Here is a 19,264-nt window from a genome sequence, read left to right as displayed (position 1 = left end):
GACCGGGCCCCTCCGTGCGGCTGTCAGCCGACGACCGTCCAGGTGTCGTTCCCCGCGAGGAGCTGGCCGAGGTCGCCCTTGCCATACTGCTCCACCGCCGTCTCCAGCTGGTCGGCCATCAGGGTGTCGTACACCGGCCGCTCCACCGATCGGAACACCCCGATGGGGGTCTGGTGGAGGGTGTCCGGGTCGGCGAGCCGTGAGAGCGCGAAGGCGGTGGTCGGGGTGGCCGCGTGGGCGTCGTGGACGAGGACCCGCGATTCGTTCTCCGGTGTGACCGTGACGACCTGGAGGTCGCCGGTCGCGGGGTCGCGGACGACGCCCTTCTCGTCCTCGGCGCCGAAGCGGATCGGCTGCCCGTGCGTGAGGCGGATGACCGCCTCCTTCGCCTGGTCCTGGTCCTTGAGCACCTCGAACGCGCCGTCGTTGAAGATGTTGCAGTTCTGGTAGATCTCGACGAGCGCCGTGCCGTTGTGGTCGGCTGCCTGCCGCAGCACCTCGGTGAGGTGCTTGCGGTCGGAGTCGACCGTACGGGCCACGAAGGAGGCCTCCGCGCCGAGGGCCAGCGACACCGGGTTGAAGGGTGCGTCCAGCGAGCCCATCGGGGTCGACTTGGTGATCTTGCCGACCTCGGACGTGGGGCTGTACTGGCCCTTGGTCAGTCCGTAGATCCGGTTGTTGAACAGCAGGATCTTCAGGTTGACGTTGCGGCGCAGCGCGTGGATGAGGTGGTTGCCGCCGATGGAGAGCGCGTCGCCGTCGCCCGTGACGACCCAGACGGACAGGTCGCGGCGGGAGGTGGCGAGGCCGGTGGCGATGGCCGGGGCGCGGCCGTGGATGGAGTGCATCCCGTAGGTGTTCATGTAGTACGGGAAGCGGGAGGAGCAGCCGATCCCGGAGACGAAGACGATGTTCTCCTTCGCCAGACCGAGCTCGGGCATGAAGCCCTGCACGGCGGCGAGGACCGCGTAGTCACCGCAGCCCGGGCACCAGCGGACCTCCTGGTCGGACTTGAAGTCCTTCATGGACTGCCGGCCCTCGGCCTTGGGCACCAGGCTCAGCAGCGTCTCCGTGGTCTCAGGCATCGATGGCCTCCTTGAGGGCGGCGGCGAGCTGCTCGGCCTTGAACGGCATGCCGTTGACCTGGGTGTGGCTGCGGGCGTCGACGAGGTACTTCGCCCGGACGAGGGTGGCGAGCTGCCCGAGGTTCATCTCGGGGACGACGACCTTCTCGTACCCCTTGAGGACCTCGCCGAGGTTCTTCGGGAAGGGGTTGAGGTGCCGCAGATGGGCCTGGGCGATGTGCCCGCCCGCCCTGCGGATGCGGCGGACGGCCGCCGTGATCGGCCCGTAGGTGGAGCCCCAGCCGAGCACCAGGGTGCTCGCACCGTCCGGGTCGTCGACCTCGACGTCGGGCACGTCGATGCCGTCGATCTTGGCCTGCCGGGTGCGGACCATGAACTCGTGGTTGGCGGGGTCGTACGAGATGTTGCCCGTGCCGTCCTGCTTCTCGATGCCGCCGATGCGGTGCTCGAGCCCCGGCGTGCCGGGCACGGCCCACGGGCGGGCCAGGGTCTCCGGGTCGCGCTTGTACGGCCAGAACACCTCGGTGCCGTCGTCGAGCGTGTGGTTCGGCCCGGTGGCGAACTGTGTCCGCAGGTCGGGGAGGTCCTCGACGTCCGGGATGCGCCAGGGCTCGGAGCCGTTGGCGAGGTAGCCGTCGGAGAGGAGGAAGACGGGCGTGCGGTACGTGAGGGCGATCCGGGCCGCCTCGATCGCCGCGTCGAAGCAGTCGGCGGGCGTCTTCGGGGCGATGACCGGCACCGGCGCCTCGCCGTTGCGGCCGTACATGGCCTGGAGGAGATCCGCCTGCTCGGTCTTGGTCGGAAGACCGGTGGACGGGCCGCCGCGCTGGATGTCCACGACGAGCAGCGGCAGCTCCAGGGAGACCGCGAGCCCGATCGTCTCGGACTTGAGCGCCACACCGGGGCCGCTCGTCGTCGTCACGGCGAGCGAACCGCCGAAGGCCGCGCCGAGCGCGGCGCCGATGCCGGCGATCTCGTCCTCGGCCTGGAAGGTCCGCACACCGAAGTTCTTGTGCTTGCTCAGCTCGTGCAGGATGTCCGATGCCGGGGTGATCGGGTACGAGCCCAGGTAGAGCGGCAGGTCCGCCTGCCGGCCCGCGGTGATCAGTCCGTACGACAGGGCCAGGTTCCCCGAGATGTTCCGGTACGTGCCGGTGGGGAAGGCCCGGGTCGCGGGGGCGATCTCGTAGGAGACGGCGAAGTCCTCGGTGGTCTCGCCGAAGTTCCAGCCGGCCCGGAAGGCGGCCACGTTGGCCTCGGCGATCTGCGGCTTCTTCGCGAACTTCTGGCGCAGGAAGGTCTCGGTGCCCTCGGTCGGCCGGTGGTACATCCAGGAGAGCAGCCCGAGCGCGAACATGTTCTTGCTCCGCTCGGCCTCCTTCCGGGAGAGACCGAACTCCTTCAGGGCCTCCACGGTCAGCGTGGTCAGCGGGACCGGGTGGACCCGGTAGCCGTCGAGCGAACCGTCCTCCAGGGGCGAGACGTCCCAGCCGATCTTCTTCATGGCCCGGGGAGCGAACTCGTCCGTGTTGACGATGATCTCGCCACCGCGCGGCACGTCCGCGAGGTTGGCCTTGAGGGCGGCGGGGTTCATCGCGACCAGCACGTTCGGGGCGTCGCCCGGGGTCAGGATGTCGTGGTCGGCGAAGTGCAGCTGGAAGGACGAGACACCCGGCAGGGTTCCGGCGGGTGCCCTGATCTCGGCCGGGAAGTTCGGCAGCGTGGAGAGGTCGTTCCCGAAGGACGCCGTCTCCGAGGTGAAGCGGTCACCCGTCAGCTGCATACCGTCACCGGAGTCACCCGCGAAGCGGATGATCACCCGATCGAGACGGCGTACTTCCTTCTCTGTGCCGTGGTGCTTCGTCGGGGCGCTGCGCTGCTCTCCGAGCAGTGCCTCACCGGCCTCGCTACTGACCTGGCTGGTCACTGAACTGGACCTCCCTCGCGGCAAGGGGACTCTCCGCCGGAGGCGGGAGAAGGCTCGGGCGCGGTCGGCCGATCACCGTCCGTCCCGAAGCCCACCCTACGACGGCAGGGAGGGCCTTCCCGGGACTTCTCGTATCGCGGACGTCTTTTTGAGACGCCTTTTTGGCGTGAATCGACACGTTCTGTCGTCGGCGAGAGTCTCGGAATGTCCGATTCCGCCCCCCTCCGGGCTCGGGGCCCGCAGGGTGCCGACGGGCGGCCTCCACTCCCCGCCCGACTGACAGGGGGTCAGATTCTCAGGATCTCAGATACGTCAACACCGCGAGTACCCGTCGATGATCGCCGTCACTCGGCGAAAGACCCAGCTTCAGGAAAATATTGCTGATGTGCTTCTCCACCGCGCCGTCGCTCACCACCAGCGCCTTCGCGATCGCCGAGTTCGTCCGGCCCTCCGCCATCAGGCCGAGCACCTCCCGCTCGCGCGGCGTCAGGTTCGCCAGCACGTCCTGCTGACGGCTCCGGCCGAGCAGCTGCTGCACGACCTCCGGATCCAGCGCCGTACCGCCGCCGGCGACCCGCACGACCGCGTCCACGAACTCACGTACCTCGGCGACCCGGTCCTTGAGCAGATACCCCACACCCCGGCTGGAACCGGCCAGAAGTTCCGTGGCGTACTGCTCCTCCACGTACTGCGAAAGGACCAGCACCCCGAGGCCCGGATACTCCTTGCGCAGCCGCACCGCGGCCCGTACGCCCTCGTCCGTGTGCGTCGGCGGCATCCGGACGTCCGCGACGACCACGTCCGGCAGGGCGCCCTGCCCCGCGAGGCCGGCCACGGTCTCGACGAGCGCGTCCCCGTCCCCGACACCCGCGACGACCTCATGCCCCAGATCGGTCAGGAGCCGGGTCAGGCCCTCCCGTAGCAGCACTGAATCCTCGGCGATGACCACACGCACCGCCCCCTCTTGCCCACCCACGCCGTACAGCCCCCACGTCCTGTCGTCCGATGCGGCTCCCAGCATCGCACTACGGGGCCGCCCGGCCCCCGCGTTGTGGGCATTCGTTCCGCCCGGGCGGTCACTCGTGGGCACAACGGACGGCGCCCTTGCCGGGCCGAGGTCCTTGCCGGGCCGAGGCCTTGCCGGGCCGAGGTCCTTTGCGGATACGGCCCCCACGGGGCGGGGGGGGGGGGGGGGGTCCCACCCGCGCGCGCCCCACCGCCTCACGCCCGCCAGGGCAGCTCCGCCGTCACCGTCGTGGGTCCGCCCGCCGGCGAGTCCACGGCCAGCACCCCGTCCACCGCCCCCACCCGCTCCGCCAGCCCCGCGAGACTCCGCCCCGGCACCGACTCCGCCCCGCCCGTCCCGTCGTCCCGCACCTGGAGCATCAGCCGGTCGCCCGCCCGCCACACGTCCACCCAGGCCCGCCGCGCCCGCGAGTGCTCGGTGACGTTCCGCAGCAGCTCGGAGACCGCGAAGTAGGCGATTCCCTCGATCGCCGGCACCGGCCGGGCCGGCAGGTCGACGTCCACCGACACCGGGACCGCGCACCGCGAGGCGACCGCGGAGAGCGCCGCGTCGAGGCCCCGGTCGGTGAGGACCGCCGGGTGGATGCCCCGGGCGAGGTCCCGCAGCTCCTTGAGGGCGAGCTTCACCTCGCCGTGCGCCTCGCCGACCAGCACCGCCGCCGCCTCCGGGTCCTCCGTGAGCTTCTCCTTGGCGAGCCCCAGGTCCATGGCGAGCGCGGCGAGCCTGGCCTGAGCGCCGTCGTGGAGGTCCCGCTCGATGCGCCGCAGGTCGGCCGCGGCGGTGTCGACGACCACGCCCCGGTCGGACTCCAGCTCGGTCACGCGGGAGGCGAGCCGCGAGGGGCCGAGGAGGCCGGAGACCAGGAGCCGGTCGACGGCGACGAACCCGCGCAGGAGCCACGGCCCGACCATCACGAACAGGAGCCCGATCAGGCTGGTGACGGCGATCTCGAAGGGGGAGTCGAGGTAGAGGCCGTGGGTTCCGTCGCCGTACAGCTGGATGCCGTCCTGGCCCAGGTACGCGGGGAACACCCACTGCCACAGCGGATACAGGAAGAGGCCCCAGCCCCAGGACCAGAACGCCACCGTCACCGAGAACGAGAACACCGCCCACGGCATGTGCAGGACCGCGTACAGCAGGTGCCGCCACGACGCTCCGCTCTTCAGCATGGCGCCCATCCAGGAGAAGGCCCCGCCGGTCCGGCCCCGTACCGGCTCGGGAGCCCGTACGTCGAGGCCGAGCAGACCGCGCGCCCGGGCCCGCTCGACCGCGCCGAAGCCCCGGCACATGGCGAGGGCCCCGGCCAGGATCGGCACGCCGAGGAAGGTGATGAGCAGTCCGGCGCCGGCCGAGACGAAGGCGACGGAGAGCGCGAACCAGCAGACGCTCAGCGGAAGCCCGATCAGTACGTAGAGGAGGCCGCGCCAGGTGCGGGCCTCGAACGGCGCGCGGATCGCTGCGGGGAGTCGGTGGGAGGCCATCGCGGGGGTCCTTCTCTGGGTGGGGTGGGTACGTGTTCCAGGGTTCCGTCCCGGGCCCGGCCGGACCATGAGGCGGGTGGGCGTCTACGGGCGGGGGTTTTCCCTACCTGCGGCGATCCGGGACGTCACGTGCCACCGCCGCTGGATGCCACGGGCCGTCGGCCACCGGCCGTCACGGGCAACCGCCACCGGCGTCAGGGCCGCCGGCCGCCGGCCGTCACGGGCAACCGCCACCGGCGTCAGGGCCGCCGGCCGCCGGCGTCACGGGCAACCGCCACCGGGCGTTACGGGCCACCGCTGCCGGGCGTTACGGGCCACCGCCACCGCCACCGCCACCGCCACCGCCACCGCCACCGCCACCGGCCGTTACGGGCCGCCGGCCGCCGGCCGCCGGCCGCCGGCCGCCGGCCGCCGGCCGCCACCGGATACCGGCTACCGACCAGCGGCCACCGGCGACCGGCCCCGGCCCCGGCCCCGAGCCCCGCCCACAGCCGCAGGCCGTCACCGCGTAGGACGCGCGCGCCACGGCAGCTCCGCCGTGACCGTCGTCGGGCCGCCCTCCGGCGAGTCCAGGACGAGGAGCCCGTCCACCGCCCCGAGCCGTTCCGCGAGCCCCGCGAGCCCCGTGCCGCCGTCGAAGCGCGCCCCGCCCGTCCCGTCGTCCCGCACCTGGAGCAGCAGCCGGTCCTTCGCCCGCCACACCTCCACGGAGGCGGACCGGGCACGCGCGTGCTTGGAGACGTTCTGCAGCAGCTCCGACACCGTGAAGTACGCGATGCCCTCGATCGCCTCCGCCGGCCGCTCCGCCAGGTCCACCGTCACCTTCACCGGCACCGTGCAGCGCGCCGACACGGAGGAGAGCGCGGCGCTGAGCCCCCGGTCGGTGAGGACCGCCGGGTGGATGCCCCGGGCGAGGTCCCGCAGCTCCTGGAGGGCGAGCTTCACCTCGCCGTGCGCCTCGTCGACCATCGTCGCGGCCGCCTCCGGGTCGTCGAGGAGCTTCTCCTTGGCGAGCCCGAGCCCCATCGCGAGGGCGACGAGCCGGGCCTGAGCGCCGTCGTGCAGATCGCGCTCGATGCGCCGCAGGTCGGCCGCGGCGGTGTCGACGACCACCCCCCGGTCCGACTCCAGCTCGGCGATCCGCCGCTCCAGCTCGTCGGAGGGCGAGAGGAGCCCCCGCACCATGCCCCGGTCGGCGTTGGTCAGGCCCCGGGAGAGGAAGGGCAGCACCGGCCAGAGGACGAGCAGCGAGACCAGGGCGACCACGAACGTCACGATCCCCCAGGGCAGCCGGATCAGCCCGTACAGCTGCGTCCGCCACGCCACCGGGTCCTTCAGCGAGGTCCACAGCCAGCCGAAGAAGCCGCCGGGCAACGGCAGCGGGGACGGCTCGGCGACCCGGACCTCCAGCAGCCCGCGCGCCCGGGCCCGCTCGGAGCGGCCGATGAGGCGCGCCCCGCCGAGGCCGAGGGCGAGCAGCGGAAGGCCGATCACGGTGACCGAGAGGCCGACGCCGAGGACGACGCTGACGACCGCGTAGACGAAACCGGCCAGGGCCGTGAACAGGTTGGAGAGGAGGAAGGCGATCTCCTTCCAGGTCTCCTTGCCGTAGGCGAGGCGCAGCGGCGGACGCGGGGCGGCGGCGGAGCCGGAGGACCCGGCGGAGTCATGATCAGCGGTCATGTTCCCCAGACTGCCGGTCCGGGGCGGCGGGACGCCATGGGGGAGGTGGGTGAGCGGCAGGGGGGATATCCCCACCAGCAGCGCGTACGCGACTGCTTACGGTCCCTTTAGCAGGGCCTAGACTCGCGTCCGTACAGAAGTGACTCATGAGACACCGAGACCGAGGGGCGGACGTGCGGGAACCGACCGTTGTCGCGGCCGACGCGGCGGACTACTTCCAGACGTATTCCGTCGTCGGCCTGCTCGCCGTCGTCGGCGTGCTCTTCGTCGCCGTGGCGTTCGGCGCGGGCCGGCTGCTCAGGCCTGTCGTGCCGACGCCCGAGAAACTCCTCACGTACGAGTGCGGGGTCGATCCCGTGGGGGAGGGCTGGGCCCACACCCAGGTCCGCTACTACGTGTACGCCTTCCTCTACGTCATCTTCGCCGTCGACTCGATCTTCCTCTTCCCCTGGGCGACGGTCTTCGCCGCGCCCGGCTACGGCGCCACGACCCTGGTCGAGATGTTCGTCTTCCTCGGCTTCCTGGCCGTGGGGCTGCTCTACGCGTACAAGAAGGGCGTCCTGTCATGGACGTAACACCGCTGCCCGCTCCGAAGCTGGGGACCCTCGCCCGTCTGGCCCCCGAGCCGATGAAGGTGGTCCTGAACTGGGGCCGCCGCTACAGCCTGTGGGTCTTCAACTTCGGGCTCGCCTGCTGCGCGATCGAGTTCATCGCCGCGTCGATGGCCCGCCACGACTTCATCCGGCTCGGCGTCATCCCGTTCGCGCCCGGCCCGCGCCAGGCCGACCTGATGATCGTCTCGGGCACGGTGACGGACAAGATGGCCCCGGCCGTGAAGCGCCTGTACGAGCAGATGCCCGAACCGAAGTACGTCATCTCCTTCGGCGCCTGCTCGAACTGCGGCGGCCCGTACTGGGACTCGTACTCCGTCACCAAGGGCGTCGACCAGATCATCCCGGTCGACGTCTACGTCCCCGGCTGCCCGCCCCGCCCCGAGGCGCTGCTCCAGGGCATCCTCAAGCTCCAGGAGAAGATCGCGCGGGAGAGCCTGGCGGAGCGGTACACGACGGCCGCCTCGGTCTCCCAGCTGACGAGCCCCCTGGTCCAGGGGCCGGAGGGCACGGCATGACCGCCTACGACTCGCTCCCCGAGGCCGTGACCGAGGTCTTCGGCGAGGAGGCGACGGCGGAGCAGGCGTACGACCTGCTGACCGTCGACGTCCCGCCGGCGTCCTGGATCCCGGCGCTCACCACGGCCCGCGACGAACTCGGCTGCACGTACTTCGACTGGCTGAGCGCGGTCGACGAGCCGGGCACGGGCTTCCGGGTCTGCGCGCACGTGGTGTCCCTCGCGGAGGGCCGCCCGCGCCGCCTCCTCGTCCGTACGACCGTCCCGCACTCCGCCGCGGTTCTGCCCACGGCGATCGGGGTGTACGCGGGCGCGGGCTGGCACGAACGCGAGACCCACGAGATGTTCGGGGTGGACTTCACCGGCCACCCCCACCTCGTCCCCCTCCTCCTCCCCGAGAACTTCGAGGGCCACCCCCTGCGCAAGGACTTCGTCCTCGCGGCCCGGGTCGCCAAGGCGTGGCCGGGCGCGAAGGAACCGGGCGAGTCCCACGACGGCGGAGGCCCGAAGCGCCGCCAGATGCTCCCGCCGGGCGTCCCCGACCCCAACGAATGGGGCCCCCTGAAGGGTCAGCTCCCCCCGGCCCCGTCCCGCCCGGCGCGAGCGACGGGAGACCGCCCGGCCCGAGCGGCGGGCGAACGCCCGGTCCGCCGCACCCGATCGGTGGGAGAGGGCTCGGCGAGCCAGACGCCCGCCGTGGCCCCCGCACCGGACGCGGCGACCGAGCCCCCGACCCCGACGACCCGCCCGCCCCGCCGTACCCGCTCGGCGTCGGAGGGCTCGGCGAGCCAGACGCCCGCCGCCGACACGGCCCCGGAGCGGTCAGCCGTGGCTCCCGATCCGGGAGCGGTGACCGACACCCCGCCCGCCGACCGCCCGCCGCGCCGCACCCGCTCGGCGTCGGAAGGCTCGGCGAGCCGGCCGGCGCCGGCGGACGCGGCTGAGCCCGAGACGCCCCGCACCCGCTCGGCGAGTCAGGCGACCCCGGACGGTCCTGCGCCGAGCGCAGAGGCCACCGGCGCACGTGCCCGCAGCTCGGACGCCCCCTGGCATCACGCCCGCCCGGCCTTCGACGACGAGCCGGCTTCCCGGAGGACCCCGGCGAAGCCGGAGATCCCGGCCGGAGCCGAGCGTCCCGAGCCGACGCCGCAGGCCCCGGAAGCCGCACCCGATCCCGGCACCGGCCCGGAGGCCCCCGAAACGGCGCCAGAGCCGGCCGCACCCGAGCCCGGCACCGCGCCGCAGGCCCCGGAAACGGCACCTGAGTCCGTCGCGACCGAGTCCGACGCGCCGCCTGCCGGGCAAGGCTCCGCCGAGTCCGACGACCCGCCTGCCGGGCAAGGCTCCGCCGAGTCCGACGCGCCGCCTGCCGGGCAAGGCTCCGCCGAGTCCGACGACCCGCCTGCCCCGCGAGGCTCCGCCCCGCAGGGTGGCGGCACCGACCACCCCACCACCCCCGCCGGAGGCGATCCCGCGTGAACGACGTACTCGACGTCGCCCTCCGGCTGCTCGTCGTCTTCGCCGTCTTCCTCGTGCTGCCCCTCGTCGTCGGTCAGACCGAGCACAAGGTCATGGCCCATATGCAGGGCCGCCTCGGCCCCATGTACGCCGGTGGATTCCACGGCTGGGCCCAGCTCGTCGCCGACGGGGTGAAGTTCGCGCAGAAGGAGGACGTCGTCCCCAAGGACGCCGACCGGCGGGTCTTCCAGCTCGCGCCGGCCGTCGCCCTCCTCCCGTACCTCCTCGTCCTCGTGGCGATCCCGATCGGGCCGAGCGAGGGAGCCGTCGGACAGGTCGTCGACGCCGGCATCTTCTTCGTGCTCGCCGTGATGGGCGTCGGCGTCCTCGGCAGCCTGATGGCCGGCTGGGCGTCCGCCAACAAGTTCTCGCTGCTCGGCGGCCTCCGCACCGCCGCCCAGCTCCTCGCGTACGAGCTCCCGATGCTGCTCGCCGCTGCCTCCGTGGCGATGGCCGCCGGCACCGTCTCCCTCCCCGGGATCCTGAACGCCTTCGAGTGGTGGTGGCTGCCCTGGCAGATCGTCGGCGCCCTCGTCTTCTTCGTGGCGGGTCTCGCGGAGCTCCAGCGGCCTCCGTTCGACATGCCGGTCGCCGACTCGGAGATCATCTTCGGCGCGTACACCGAGTACACCGGTCTCCGCTTCGCCCTGTTCCTGCTCGCCGAGTACGCCGGCATCGTCGTCCTGTGCGGTCTCACCACCGTCCTGTTCCTCGGCGGCTGGCACGGCCCCTTCGGCGCGGACGGTCTCGGCTGGGTGTGGACCCTGCTCAAGACCGCCGTCCTCGCGTTCGTCGTGATCTGGCTGCGGGTGAGCTACCCGCGGCTGCGTGAGGACCAGCTCCAGAAGCTGGCCTGGACGACGCTCGTCCCGCTCGCTCTCGCGCAGATCGCGCTCACCGGCATCGTGAAGGTGGCGATCAACTGATGGCTCCGATCCCCGGCTCCGGCCTCGCCAAGGGCCTCGCCGTCACGCTCCGCACGATGACGAAGAAGACCGTCACCGCGCAGTACCCGGACGTCCAGCCCGAGCTGCCGCCCCGCACCCGCGGGGTCATCGGACTGTTCGAGGAGAACTGCACGGTCTGCATGCTCTGCGCCCGTGAGTGCCCCGACTGGTGCATCTACATCGACTCCCACAAGGAGACGGTGCCGGCCGCCGCCCCCGGTGGCCGCGAGCGCAGCCGGAACGTCCTCGACCGCTTCGCCATCGACTTCGCGCTCTGCATGTACTGCGGTATCTGCATCGAGGTGTGCCCGTTCGACGCGCTGTTCTGGTCGCCCGAGTTCGAGTACGCGGAGACCGACATCCACGAGCTCACCCACGAGCGCGACAAGCTCCGCGAGTGGATGTGGACGGTCCCGGAACCACCCGCGCTCGACCCGCACGCGGAGGAGCCGAAGGAGATCGCGGCCGCCCGCAAGGCCGCCGAGAAGGCTGCCGCCCAGGCCCAGGCCGAGGCCGAAGCCCAGGAGGCCGCCGCGCAGGCCGAGGCCCAGGAGGAGCAGCAGTGACCCTCGCCGCCGCGGCAGCCGCCGCAGCACAGCAGACCCATGGTTTCCTGTCGCCGACCGGCGTCGAGATCGCCTTCCTCCTCGTCGGCCTCGTCACCCTCGGCGCCGCCCTCGTCACCGTCACCACCCGCCAGCTGGTCCACGCCGCGCTCTGGCTGGTCGTGGCGCTCGGCGGCCTCGCCGTGGAGTACCTGCTCCTGACCGCCGAGTTCATCGCCTGGGTGCAGGTCCTGATCTACGTCGGTTCCGTCGTCGTCCTCCTCCTGTTCGGTCTCATGCTCACCAAGGCCCCCATCGGCCACTCCCCGGACGCCGACTCCCGCAACAAGCCGGTGGCGATCGCGGTCGCCCTGGCCGCCGCGGCCGCGCTCGTCTGGGTCGTCGTCGACGCGTTCCGTACGACCCGGATCGACCTGGACGGAGCCGTACAGGGCTCCACGAAGGTGTCCGGCGAGATCCTCTTCCGGCACTGGGTGCTGCCCTTCGAGGCACTGTCCGTCCTCCTCCTGGCCGCCCTCGTCGGCGCGATCGTGATCTCCCGGAAGAAGCGGGAGGAGCAGCGCTGATGCCTCTCGTCTACCCGGCCGTCCTCGCCGCCCTCCTCTTCGCCATCGGCGTGTACGGCGTCCTCGCCCGCCGCAACGCGATCCTCGTCCTGATGTCCGTCGAGCTGATGCTCAACGCCGTCAACCTCAACCTGGTCGCCTTCGACGTCTGGCTCCGCGACACCCTCCACGCCGGCCAGGCCCTCACCCTCTTCACCATCGCCATCGCCGCCGCGGAGATCGGCATCGGTCTCGCGATCGTCCTGATGGTCCACCGCAACAAGGGCACCTCGGACGTCGACCGCCTCCGTGACACGGCGGAGGCCCCGCACGAGAGCACCGACGACACGCCCACCGGCGAGAAGGCCGAGGCCACCGCGTGACCACCACGACCCTCGCCGTCCTCGTCCCCCTCCTGCCGTTCCTCGGCTCCGCCGCCGGACTCCTGCTCGGCCGCGCCGCGCCCGGCTTCGTCCGCCCGCTCGCCGTCCTCCCGACGCTCGCGGCCGCCGTGCTCGCCGTCCTCGTCGCCGCCCGCCAGGGCGGCGGCAAGGCGATCGACGCCGCCACCCAGCTCACCCCCACCGGGTCGGTCCCCGTCGACCTGGCCCTCCACATCGACGGCTTCGCCGCCCTCGTCGCCGTCCTGGTCGGCGTCGTCGCCACCTGTGTGCAGATCTACTCGACCGGGTACCTCCGCGAGGACCCGCGCTACCCCTCGTACGCCGCGCTCGTCTCCCTCTTCACCTCCGCGATGCTGCTCGTCGTCTACTCCGGCGACCTGATGGTGCTCCTGGTCGGCTGGGAGATCATGGGCATCTGCTCGTACTTCCTCGTCGGCCACTACTGGGAGACCCCCGAGGCGCGGGCCGCCTCCCTGAAGGCCTTCCTCGTCACCAAGCTCGGTGACGTCCCCTTCCTCATCGGTCTCTTCGCGCTCGCCGCCGACGCCGGAACCTTCCGGATCACGGGCGTCCTCGGCGCCGTCGCGAGCGGCGGCCTCGACCACCCCACCCTGATCGCGCTGCTGCTGCTCGCCGGTGTGGCGGGCAAGTCGGCGCAGTTCCCGCTGCACACCTGGCTCCCGGACGCCATGGCCGGCCCCACCCCCGTCTCCGCGCTCATCCACGCGGCGACGATGGTCGCCGCCGGCATCTACTTCACGGCCCGGCTGCTGCCCGTCTTCGCCGCCTCCGCCGCCGCGATGACCGTGCTCGCCGTGATGGCCGCGATCACGATGGTCGGCTCGGCGCTCGCCGCACTCGCCCAGGACGACATCAAGCGGGTCCTCGCCTACTCGACGATCGGCCAGCTCGGCTACATGGCCGGTGCCCTCGCCGTCGGCGACCGCGGTGCCGCCGTCTTCCACCTCCTCTCGCACGCCGCCTTCAAGGCGCTGCTCTTCCTCGCCGCCGGCGCGGTCATCCACGCCGCCGGTACGAACTCGTTGACCGCCATGTCCCGCATGAGCGGCCTAGCGAAGCGCATCCCGGACGCGTACTGGACGATGACGATCGCCCTTCTCGCGCTCGCCGCGATCCCGCCCTTCGCCGGCTTCTTCTCCAAGGAGGCCGTCCTGGTGGCCGCCGAGCACACCGCGCTCGGGGACCGGGACGTCGCGCCCGCCGGGGCCGGCTGGACCGTCCTCGGCGCGGGCCTGCTGACCGCCCTGCTCACCGCCGCCTACGCGCTCCGCCTCTGGCTGCGGACCTTCCGCGGCCGGGGCGCCGAGGCCCCGGACCACGGGCGTCAGCCCATCGCCATGACGACCGTCCTGTGGGTCCTCGCGATCCCCTCCCTCGGCTTCGGGCTCACCGCCACGTACGTCGACGACTGGTTCGACGGGCACGCCCTCACCCCGACCGTCACCACGGCCGTCCTGGGCACGGGCCTCGCCGCCGCCGGAGCGGTCATCACGTACGCGATCTGGCGCACCCTCACGGCCCGCACCCCGGTCGCGGCCCCCGCCCCGCACGTCGCCCACCCCGACGCCGACGCGGGCCTGGTCGAGGCCGAGGCGCTGCACCTGCCGCACCCCGCCGAGGACCCGGCCGACCCCGGCCGCGCCCTCCTCGGGCCGCTGCACGGCCCGGCGGCCGACGGCTTCCACCTGGACGCCGTGTACCGGACCGCCTTCGTCCGCCCCGTCCTCGCGGCCGCCTCCCTGGTCCGCTTCCTGGACCGCGAGGTCGTCGACACCTACGTCAGCGCCGCGGGCGACTCCGCCAAGGGGCTCGGCTGGCTCGTCCGCCGCGCCCAGACCGGCAACGTCCAGACCTATCTGAGCGCCCTGCTCGCCGGCTCCGTCGTCCTGGCGATCGCCGCCGTCGCCCTCGCCAACGCCGTCGCCGGAGCGTGAGCCGTGATCGATATCAGTGAATCCGTGATGCAGTTCCTTCTCGCGTTGATCGTCGTCGGCCCGCTCCTCGGGGCCGCCGCCGCTCTCCTCCCGGCCCCGCCCGGGCTGAAGGGGAAGTCACCGGACCAGGCCGTGCTCCGCCACGGCGTGACCGTCACCGGCGTGATCCTCCTCGCCGCGATCGTCCTGGTGCTCGGCTTCGACCACGACCAGCCGTCGAGGATGCAGGCCACGACGGACATCAGCTGGATCAACGCGCTCGACGTGCGCATCCACCTCGGTGTCGACGGCATTTCCCTCCCCCTCCTGGTCCTGACCGCGCTCCTGAGCTTCCTCTGCGCGCTGTACAGCTACTTCAAAATGCCTTCAGGCCCGTCCCCGAAGGCCTTCGTCGCGCTCCTTCTCGTCCTGGAGTCCGGCACCCTCGCCACCTTCGCCGTCCTCGACCTCGTCCTGTTCTTCCTGGCCTTCGAGATGGTCCTCATCCCGATGTACTTCCTCATCGCCCGCTGGGGCGGCGAGGGCAGGCAGGCCGCCGCCTGGAAGTTCATCCTCTACACGCTGCTCGGCTCCGTCGTCATGCTGCTCGGCCTGCTCCTCATCGGTGTGAAGGCGGGCACATTCGACATGGTGGCACTCGCCACTGACAACGGCCGTGGACTGACCACATCCGTGCAGGTCATCGCGGTTCTCGCGATCGGGATCGGGCTCGCGGTGAAGACCCCGATGTGGCCGCTGCACAGCTGGCTCCCGGACGCCCACACCGCCGCCCCGACCGTCGGCTCGGTCCTCCTCGCCGGCGTCCTGCTCAAGATGGGTACGTACGGGTTCGTCCGGATCGTCCTGCCGATCACCCCGGACGGGATGCGGATCTTCGCCCCGTACCTCGCCGCCTTCGCCGTCGCCGGGATCATCTACGGATCGCTCGCCTGCCTCGCCCTCGCCAGGCCCGGCAACAAGGGCGACCTCAAGCGCCTCATCGCGTACTCCTCCGTGGGCCACATGGGCTTCGTCCTCCTCGGCATCGCCACCATGACCCCCACGGGAGTCAACGGCGCCCTCTTCGCCAACGTCGCCCACGGCCTCGTCACGGGCCTGCTCTTCTTCCTGGTCGGCGCGGTCAAGGACCGGTACGGCACCGCCGACCTGGACACCCTCGCGGGCGCGACGGGCGCCGCCCTCTACGGCCGCGCACCGCGCCTCGGCGCCCTCCTCGCCTTCGCCGCCGTCGCCTCCCTCGGCCTGCCGGGCCTGGCCGGCTTCTGGGGCGAGATGCTGGCCCTGTTCGGCGCCTTCGAACCGGCCGAGGGCCTCAGCCGCCCCGCCTTCCTCACCTTCATGGCGATCGGCGCGTTCGGCACCCTCCTCACCGCCGCGTACCTCCTGCTCGTCGTCCGCCGCGTCTGCATGGGCGGCCCACGGCCCGCCGGGGAGGCCCCGATCCCCGACGTCCAGGGATACGAGTTCGCCGCCTGGACCCCGCTCGTCGCCCTCACCGTCCTCGCCGGACTCTGGCCCGCCGTCCTCCTCGGCCTCACCGACCCGGCCGTCCAGAAGCTCCTCGCCGGAGGCACCCAGTGACGTCGTCGCTCGTCCAGTCCGTCGACTGGCTCACGATCGCGCCCCCCACCCTGACGGCCGTGGTCGCCCTCGCCGTCCTCGTCGCCGACCTGTTCGTCCCCGAGGAGCGCAAGCAGCTCCTCGGCTGGACCGCGATCGGCGGCCTCGCCGCCGCCCTCGCCCTCCTCGTCCCGCTGCGGGCCGGCGACCGCTCCACCTTCTGCCTCACCGCCGACACCCAGGTCAGGGCCTGCAGCTACACCGCCGACCACTTCACCCTCGTCATCCAGCTGCTCGTCCTCGGCGGCGCGCTCCTGACGGCGCTGCTCTCGCTCACCGAGACCCGCGAAAAGCTCCCGGCCGGCGAGTTCTGGTTCCTGCTGCTCTCCTCGGCCGCGGGCGCCGCCCTGCTGCCCGCCTCCCGCGACCTCGCGACCCTCGTCGTCGCCCTCGAAGTGGCCTCACTGCCCGCCTTCGCGCTCGTCGGCCTCAAGCGCGGCGACCGCATGTCCGGCGAGGCGGCGCTCAAGTTCTTCCTGTCCTCGGTGACCGCGACGGCCGTCACCCTGCTCGGCGTCAGCTTCCTGTACGCGACGACCGGCACCCTCCACCTCACGGAGCTCGCCCAGCGCCTCGACGACGTCCCCGGGCAGCTCCAGACGCTCGCCGAGGCGGGCGTGGCCCTCACCCTCGTCGGCTTCGCCTTCAAGACGGCCGCCGTCCCCTTCCACTTCTGGGTGCCCGACACGTACGTCGGCGCGCCGCTGCCCGTCGCGGCCTACCTGTCGGTGGTCGGCAAGGCCGTCGGCTTCACCGGGCTCATCCTGGTGACGGTCGTCGCGTTCCCCTCGTACGCGGACGTGTGGGGCCCGGCGCTCGCCGTCCTCGCCGCGCTCACCATGACCGCGGGCAACGTCGCCGCCCTGCGCCAGCTCTCCACGCGCGCGTGGAGCGCGGTGCGGCTGCTCGCCTGGTCCTCCGTCGCCCAGGCGGGCTACCTCCTGGTGCCGATCGCCGCCGCCGCGTACTCCAGCGACGACCAGATCGGCGCCACCGTCGCGTACGCCCTGATGTACGCCGTCGTGAACCTCGGCGCGTTCGCGGTCGTCGCGCTCGTCGCCCGCAGCCACCCGCGGAACCGGATCGAGGACTACCGGGGCCTCTACGCGACCAGCCCCGCAGCCGCCCTCGCGCTCGCCTTCTTCCTCCTGAATCTGGCCGGTTTGCCCCCGGGTATCATCGGCCTCTTCGCCAAGGTGACCGTCTTCTCGGCGGCCGTCGACGCGGGCCTGGGCTGGCTGGCCGTGATCATGGGTGTCAACGTCGTGATCGCGCTGTACTACTACCTGCGCTGGACGGCTCTGCTGTTCCGGACGCCGGAAGGGGCGGTCCAGAAGGCCCCCCACAGGGCCCCCGCGCCGATCACCGTGGCGATCGTGCTGACCGCCGCCGCCGGAGCCGTCCTGTCGGGCTACCCGCAGTTCGCCCTCCGCTTCGCCACGGACAGCCTCTTCTGACCCCCCACCAGCAGAACGCAGGAGCAACACCCCGTGCTGAACGGATTCAAGGACTTCATACTTCGCGGGAACGTCATCTCGATGGCCATCGGTCTGGCCGTCGGAACGGCGTTCACGGCCGTGGTCACGGGCTTCAGCAAGGCCTTCATCACCCCGCTCATCGGGCTCGCCACCGGCTCCGTCGGTGACTTCAGCGAGGCGAAGTTCAGCGTCGGCAGGACCGTCTTCCCCTACGGCCTCGCCATCTCCGCCACCATCGCCTTCGTCATCACCGCCGCGGTCCTCTACTTCCTGATCGTCGCGCCGCTGGCCAAGGTCCAGGAGAGGTTCGCCAAGGAGGAGGCGGCCGACCCCAAGTCCGAGAAGCGCGACTGCCCCCGCTGCTTCACGGAGATCCCGGCCGTGGCCTCCCGCTGCGCCCACTGCACCAGCGAGGTCGAGCCCCTCCCCACCAGCCTGGAGAAGCTGGCCGTCCCGGCTCCCCGCTGACCACCCGAACGGCCCACACGGCCCCCGGTGCGGCCGGGGGAACCCGAACCTCCCGCCTGGCGTTGACCAGTACGGAAGGGTCCACTGGATGCGTGGACGACCACGAAGCAAAGGGTTCCCCTGCCGCACCACTTGGAGGGCGTACCGTGCACCGCCGGCACAACGGGCTGAGGACCGCCGTACTCCTCGGAGGGCTCTCGGCCCTCATCATCGTCATCGGCAGCTTCTTCGGCCGTACGGGGCTGATCGTCGCGCTCCTCGTGGCGCTCGGGACCAACGCGTACGCGTACTGGAACAGCGACAAGCTGGCTCTGCGGGCCATGCGGGCCCGCCCGGTCAGCGAGTTCGAGGCGCCCGCCCTCTACAAGATGGTGCGGGAGCTCTCCACGCAGGCGCGCCAGCCCATGCCACGGCTCTACATCTCGCCGACCCAGGCGCCCAACGCCTTCGCGACCGGCCGGAACCCGCGCAACGCCGCCGTCTGCTGCACCGAGGGCATCCTCGCGCTCCTCGACGAGCGGGAGCTGCGCGGGGTCATCGGCCATGAGCTGAGCCATGTCTACAACCGGGACATCCTCATCTCCTCGGTCGCCGGAGCGCTCGCCTCCGTGATCCTGTTCCTGGTCAACTTCGCCTGGCTGATCCCCGTCGGCCGCTCCAACGACGACGACGGCCCCGGACTGCTCGGCATGCTCCTGATCATGATCCTCGGCCCGGTCGCCGCCTCGGTCATCCAGCTCGCCATCTCCCGCTCCCGCGAGTACGAGGCCGACGCCTCCGGCGCCCAGCTCACCGGCGACCCGCTCGCCCTGGCCAGCGCCCTGCGGAAGCTGGACGCGGGCACCAAGCAGCTGCCCCTGCCCGCGGAGCCCCGGATCGAGACCGCGAGCCATATGATGATCGCCAACCCGTTCCGCCCCGGACAGGGCATGTCCAAGATGTTCTCCACGCATCCGCCGATGGCCGAGCGGATCGCCCGGCTCGAACAGATGGCAGGTCACCGCCCGTGAAGACGATCCTCAACGTCATTTGGCTGATCCTGTGCGGATTCTGGATGTTCCTCGGCTACATGCTCGCGGGCGTCCTGCTCTGTATCACGATCATCGGCATCCCCTTCGGGCTCGCCGCCTTCCGCATCGGGGTCTACGCCCTGTGGCCCTTCGGGCACACGGTCGTCGACCGCCGCGACGCGGGCGCGCCCTCCTGCGTCGGCAACGTCCTGTGGCTGATCCTCGCCGGCTGGTGGCTCGCCCTCGGCCACATCACCACCGGCATCGTCCTCTGCGTCACGATCATCGGCATCCCGCTCGGCATCGCGAACTTCAAGCTGATCCCGGTGTCGCTGCTGCCCCTCGGCAAGGAGATCGTCCCCACGGACCAGGCCTCCCAGGCCTACGGGTACGCGGCCCGCTAGTCCGGCGCCGGAGGATCC

General features: G+C 71.9%; 18 protein-coding genes. 13 read left to right on the top strand and 5 right to left on the bottom strand.

The genetic code is table 11. The features are described 5' to 3' along the window. Positions 1-23 precede the first annotated feature (23 nt). The 5 genes from ACFVYX_RS10590 to ACFVYX_RS10570 all read right to left on the bottom strand — a co-directional run bounded on the left by ACFVYX_RS10590 (position 24) and on the right by ACFVYX_RS10570 (position 7,203). Positions 24-1,085 carry a 2-oxoacid:ferredoxin oxidoreductase subunit beta gene (locus tag ACFVYX_RS10590; RefSeq protein ID WP_389680936.1) on the bottom strand — a complete coding sequence of 354 codons (1,062 nt, stop codon included), beginning with the start codon at positions 1,083-1,085 and terminating at the stop codon, positions 24-26. Further along, complete coding sequence (locus ACFVYX_RS10585; protein WP_389680935.1) at positions 1,078-3,012, bottom strand: 2-oxoacid:acceptor oxidoreductase subunit alpha; 1,935 nt, start codon at positions 3,010-3,012, stop codon at positions 1,078-1,080. Before ACFVYX_RS10585 ends, ACFVYX_RS10590 begins: the two co-directional genes overlap by 8 nt. 295 nt (positions 3,013-3,307) lie before the next feature. Continuing rightward, the gene (locus ACFVYX_RS10580; RefSeq protein WP_389680934.1) at positions 3,308-3,967 is read right to left on the bottom strand and encodes a LuxR C-terminal-related transcriptional regulator; all 660 of its coding nucleotides are present in this window, start codon (positions 3,965-3,967) and stop codon (positions 3,308-3,310) included. A gap of 266 nt (positions 3,968-4,233) precedes the next feature. Further along, entirely contained in the window at positions 4,234-5,520 is a 1,287-nt protein-coding gene (locus ACFVYX_RS10575) for a sensor histidine kinase (protein ID WP_389680933.1), read from the bottom strand. A 501-nt stretch (positions 5,521-6,021) separates the two neighbouring features. Then, positions 6,022-7,203 (bottom strand): sensor histidine kinase, encoded by a 1,182-nt coding sequence (locus tag ACFVYX_RS10570; protein WP_389680932.1) that lies wholly within the window; start codon positions 7,201-7,203, stop codon positions 6,022-6,024. 146 nt (positions 7,204-7,349) lie between these two features. Between ACFVYX_RS10570 and ACFVYX_RS10565 the strand changes: the two genes are divergently transcribed. The 13 genes from ACFVYX_RS10565 to ACFVYX_RS10505 all read left to right on the top strand — a co-directional run bounded on the left by ACFVYX_RS10565 (position 7,350) and on the right by ACFVYX_RS10505 (position 19,246). Next, the gene (locus ACFVYX_RS10565) at positions 7,350-7,778 is read left to right on the top strand and encodes an NADH-quinone oxidoreductase subunit A (RefSeq protein ID WP_189800433.1); all 429 of its coding nucleotides are present in this window, start codon (positions 7,350-7,352) and stop codon (positions 7,776-7,778) included. Beyond that, the gene (locus tag ACFVYX_RS10560) at positions 7,769-8,332 is read left to right on the top strand and encodes an NADH-quinone oxidoreductase subunit B (protein WP_389680931.1); all 564 of its coding nucleotides are present in this window, start codon (positions 7,769-7,771) and stop codon (positions 8,330-8,332) included. The genes ACFVYX_RS10565 and ACFVYX_RS10560 overlap by 10 nt, the downstream gene beginning before the upstream one ends. Beyond that, on the top strand, positions 8,329-9,810 hold the full coding sequence (locus ACFVYX_RS10555) for an NADH-quinone oxidoreductase subunit C (protein ID WP_389680930.1): 1,482 nt from the start codon (positions 8,329-8,331) through the stop codon (positions 9,808-9,810). The genes ACFVYX_RS10560 and ACFVYX_RS10555 overlap by 4 nt, the downstream gene beginning before the upstream one ends. After that, complete coding sequence (locus tag ACFVYX_RS10550) at positions 9,807-10,775, top strand: NADH-quinone oxidoreductase subunit H (RefSeq protein WP_389680929.1); 969 nt, start codon at positions 9,807-9,809, stop codon at positions 10,773-10,775. Before ACFVYX_RS10555 ends, ACFVYX_RS10550 begins: the two co-directional genes overlap by 4 nt. After that, the gene (locus tag ACFVYX_RS10545; protein WP_389680928.1) at positions 10,775-11,362 is read left to right on the top strand and encodes a NuoI/complex I 23 kDa subunit family protein; all 588 of its coding nucleotides are present in this window, start codon (positions 10,775-10,777) and stop codon (positions 11,360-11,362) included. Before ACFVYX_RS10550 ends, ACFVYX_RS10545 begins: the two co-directional genes overlap by 1 nt. Next, positions 11,359-11,928 (top strand): NADH-quinone oxidoreductase subunit J, encoded by a 570-nt coding sequence (locus tag ACFVYX_RS10540; RefSeq protein ID WP_389680927.1) that lies wholly within the window; start codon positions 11,359-11,361, stop codon positions 11,926-11,928. The genes ACFVYX_RS10545 and ACFVYX_RS10540 overlap by 4 nt, the downstream gene beginning before the upstream one ends. Then, positions 11,928-12,290, top strand: coding sequence for an NADH-quinone oxidoreductase subunit NuoK (gene nuoK / locus ACFVYX_RS10535; protein ID WP_389680926.1), 363 nt, complete (start codon positions 11,928-11,930; stop codon positions 12,288-12,290). Before ACFVYX_RS10540 ends, nuoK begins: the two co-directional genes overlap by 1 nt. Beyond that, positions 12,287-14,266 carry an NADH-quinone oxidoreductase subunit L gene (locus ACFVYX_RS10530; RefSeq protein WP_389680925.1) on the top strand — a complete coding sequence of 660 codons (1,980 nt, stop codon included), beginning with the start codon at positions 12,287-12,289 and terminating at the stop codon, positions 14,264-14,266. The genes nuoK and ACFVYX_RS10530 overlap by 4 nt, the downstream gene beginning before the upstream one ends. Positions 14,267-14,293: 27 nt before the next feature. Continuing rightward, entirely contained in the window at positions 14,294-15,847 is a 1,554-nt protein-coding gene (locus tag ACFVYX_RS10525; protein ID WP_389681120.1) for a NuoM family protein, read from the top strand. Then, entirely contained in the window at positions 15,844-17,343 is a 1,500-nt protein-coding gene (locus tag ACFVYX_RS10520) for an NADH-quinone oxidoreductase subunit N (protein WP_389680924.1), read from the top strand. The genes ACFVYX_RS10525 and ACFVYX_RS10520 overlap by 4 nt, the downstream gene beginning before the upstream one ends. Positions 17,344-17,376: 33 nt before the next feature. Continuing rightward, the gene (gene mscL / locus ACFVYX_RS10515) at positions 17,377-17,832 is read left to right on the top strand and encodes a large conductance mechanosensitive channel protein MscL (RefSeq protein ID WP_389680923.1); all 456 of its coding nucleotides are present in this window, start codon (positions 17,377-17,379) and stop codon (positions 17,830-17,832) included. A 146-nt stretch (positions 17,833-17,978) separates the two neighbouring features. Further along, positions 17,979-18,842: a zinc metalloprotease HtpX gene (htpX, locus tag ACFVYX_RS10510; protein WP_389680922.1), complete on the top strand. Its 864-nt coding sequence runs from the start codon at positions 17,979-17,981 to the stop codon at positions 18,840-18,842. Further along, positions 18,839-19,246: a YccF domain-containing protein gene (locus ACFVYX_RS10505; protein WP_389680921.1), complete on the top strand. Its 408-nt coding sequence runs from the start codon at positions 18,839-18,841 to the stop codon at positions 19,244-19,246. Before htpX ends, ACFVYX_RS10505 begins: the two co-directional genes overlap by 4 nt. Positions 19,247-19,264 lie beyond the last annotated feature (18 nt).

The sequence above is a fragment of the Streptomyces sp. NPDC058326 genome (assembly GCF_042879855.1).
Classification (GTDB): Bacteria; Actinomycetota; Actinomycetes; order Streptomycetales; family Streptomycetaceae; genus Streptomyces.
The sequence above is the reverse complement of the archived record's forward strand: the minus strand, read 5'-3'. Positions and strand labels throughout refer to the sequence as shown.

Excerpts from the sequence above, each read along its gene's own strand:
- ACFVYX_RS10590 (WP_389680936.1), bottom strand. The coding sequence starts at position 1,085 with ATGCCTGAGACCACGGAGACGCTGCTGAGCCTGGTGCCCAAGGCCGAG.
- ACFVYX_RS10575 (WP_389680933.1), bottom strand. The coding sequence starts at position 5,520 with ATGGCCTCCCACCGACTCCCCGCAGCGATCCGCGCGCCGTTCGAGGCC.
- ACFVYX_RS10570 (WP_389680932.1), bottom strand. The coding sequence starts at position 7,203 with ATGACCGCTGATCATGACTCCGCCGGGTCCTCCGGCTCCGCCGCCGCC.
- ACFVYX_RS10565 (WP_189800433.1), top strand. The coding sequence starts at position 7,350 with ATGAGACACCGAGACCGAGGGGCGGACGTGCGGGAACCGACCGTTGTC.
- ACFVYX_RS10560 (WP_389680931.1), top strand. The coding sequence starts at position 7,769 with ATGGACGTAACACCGCTGCCCGCTCCGAAGCTGGGGACCCTCGCCCGT.
- ACFVYX_RS10555 (WP_389680930.1), top strand. The coding sequence starts at position 8,329 with ATGACCGCCTACGACTCGCTCCCCGAGGCCGTGACCGAGGTCTTCGGC.
- ACFVYX_RS10545 (WP_389680928.1), top strand. The coding sequence starts at position 10,775 with ATGGCTCCGATCCCCGGCTCCGGCCTCGCCAAGGGCCTCGCCGTCACG.
- nuoK (WP_389680926.1), top strand. The coding sequence starts at position 11,928 with ATGCCTCTCGTCTACCCGGCCGTCCTCGCCGCCCTCCTCTTCGCCATC.
- ACFVYX_RS10525 (WP_389681120.1), top strand. The coding sequence starts at position 14,294 with ATGCAGTTCCTTCTCGCGTTGATCGTCGTCGGCCCGCTCCTCGGGGCC.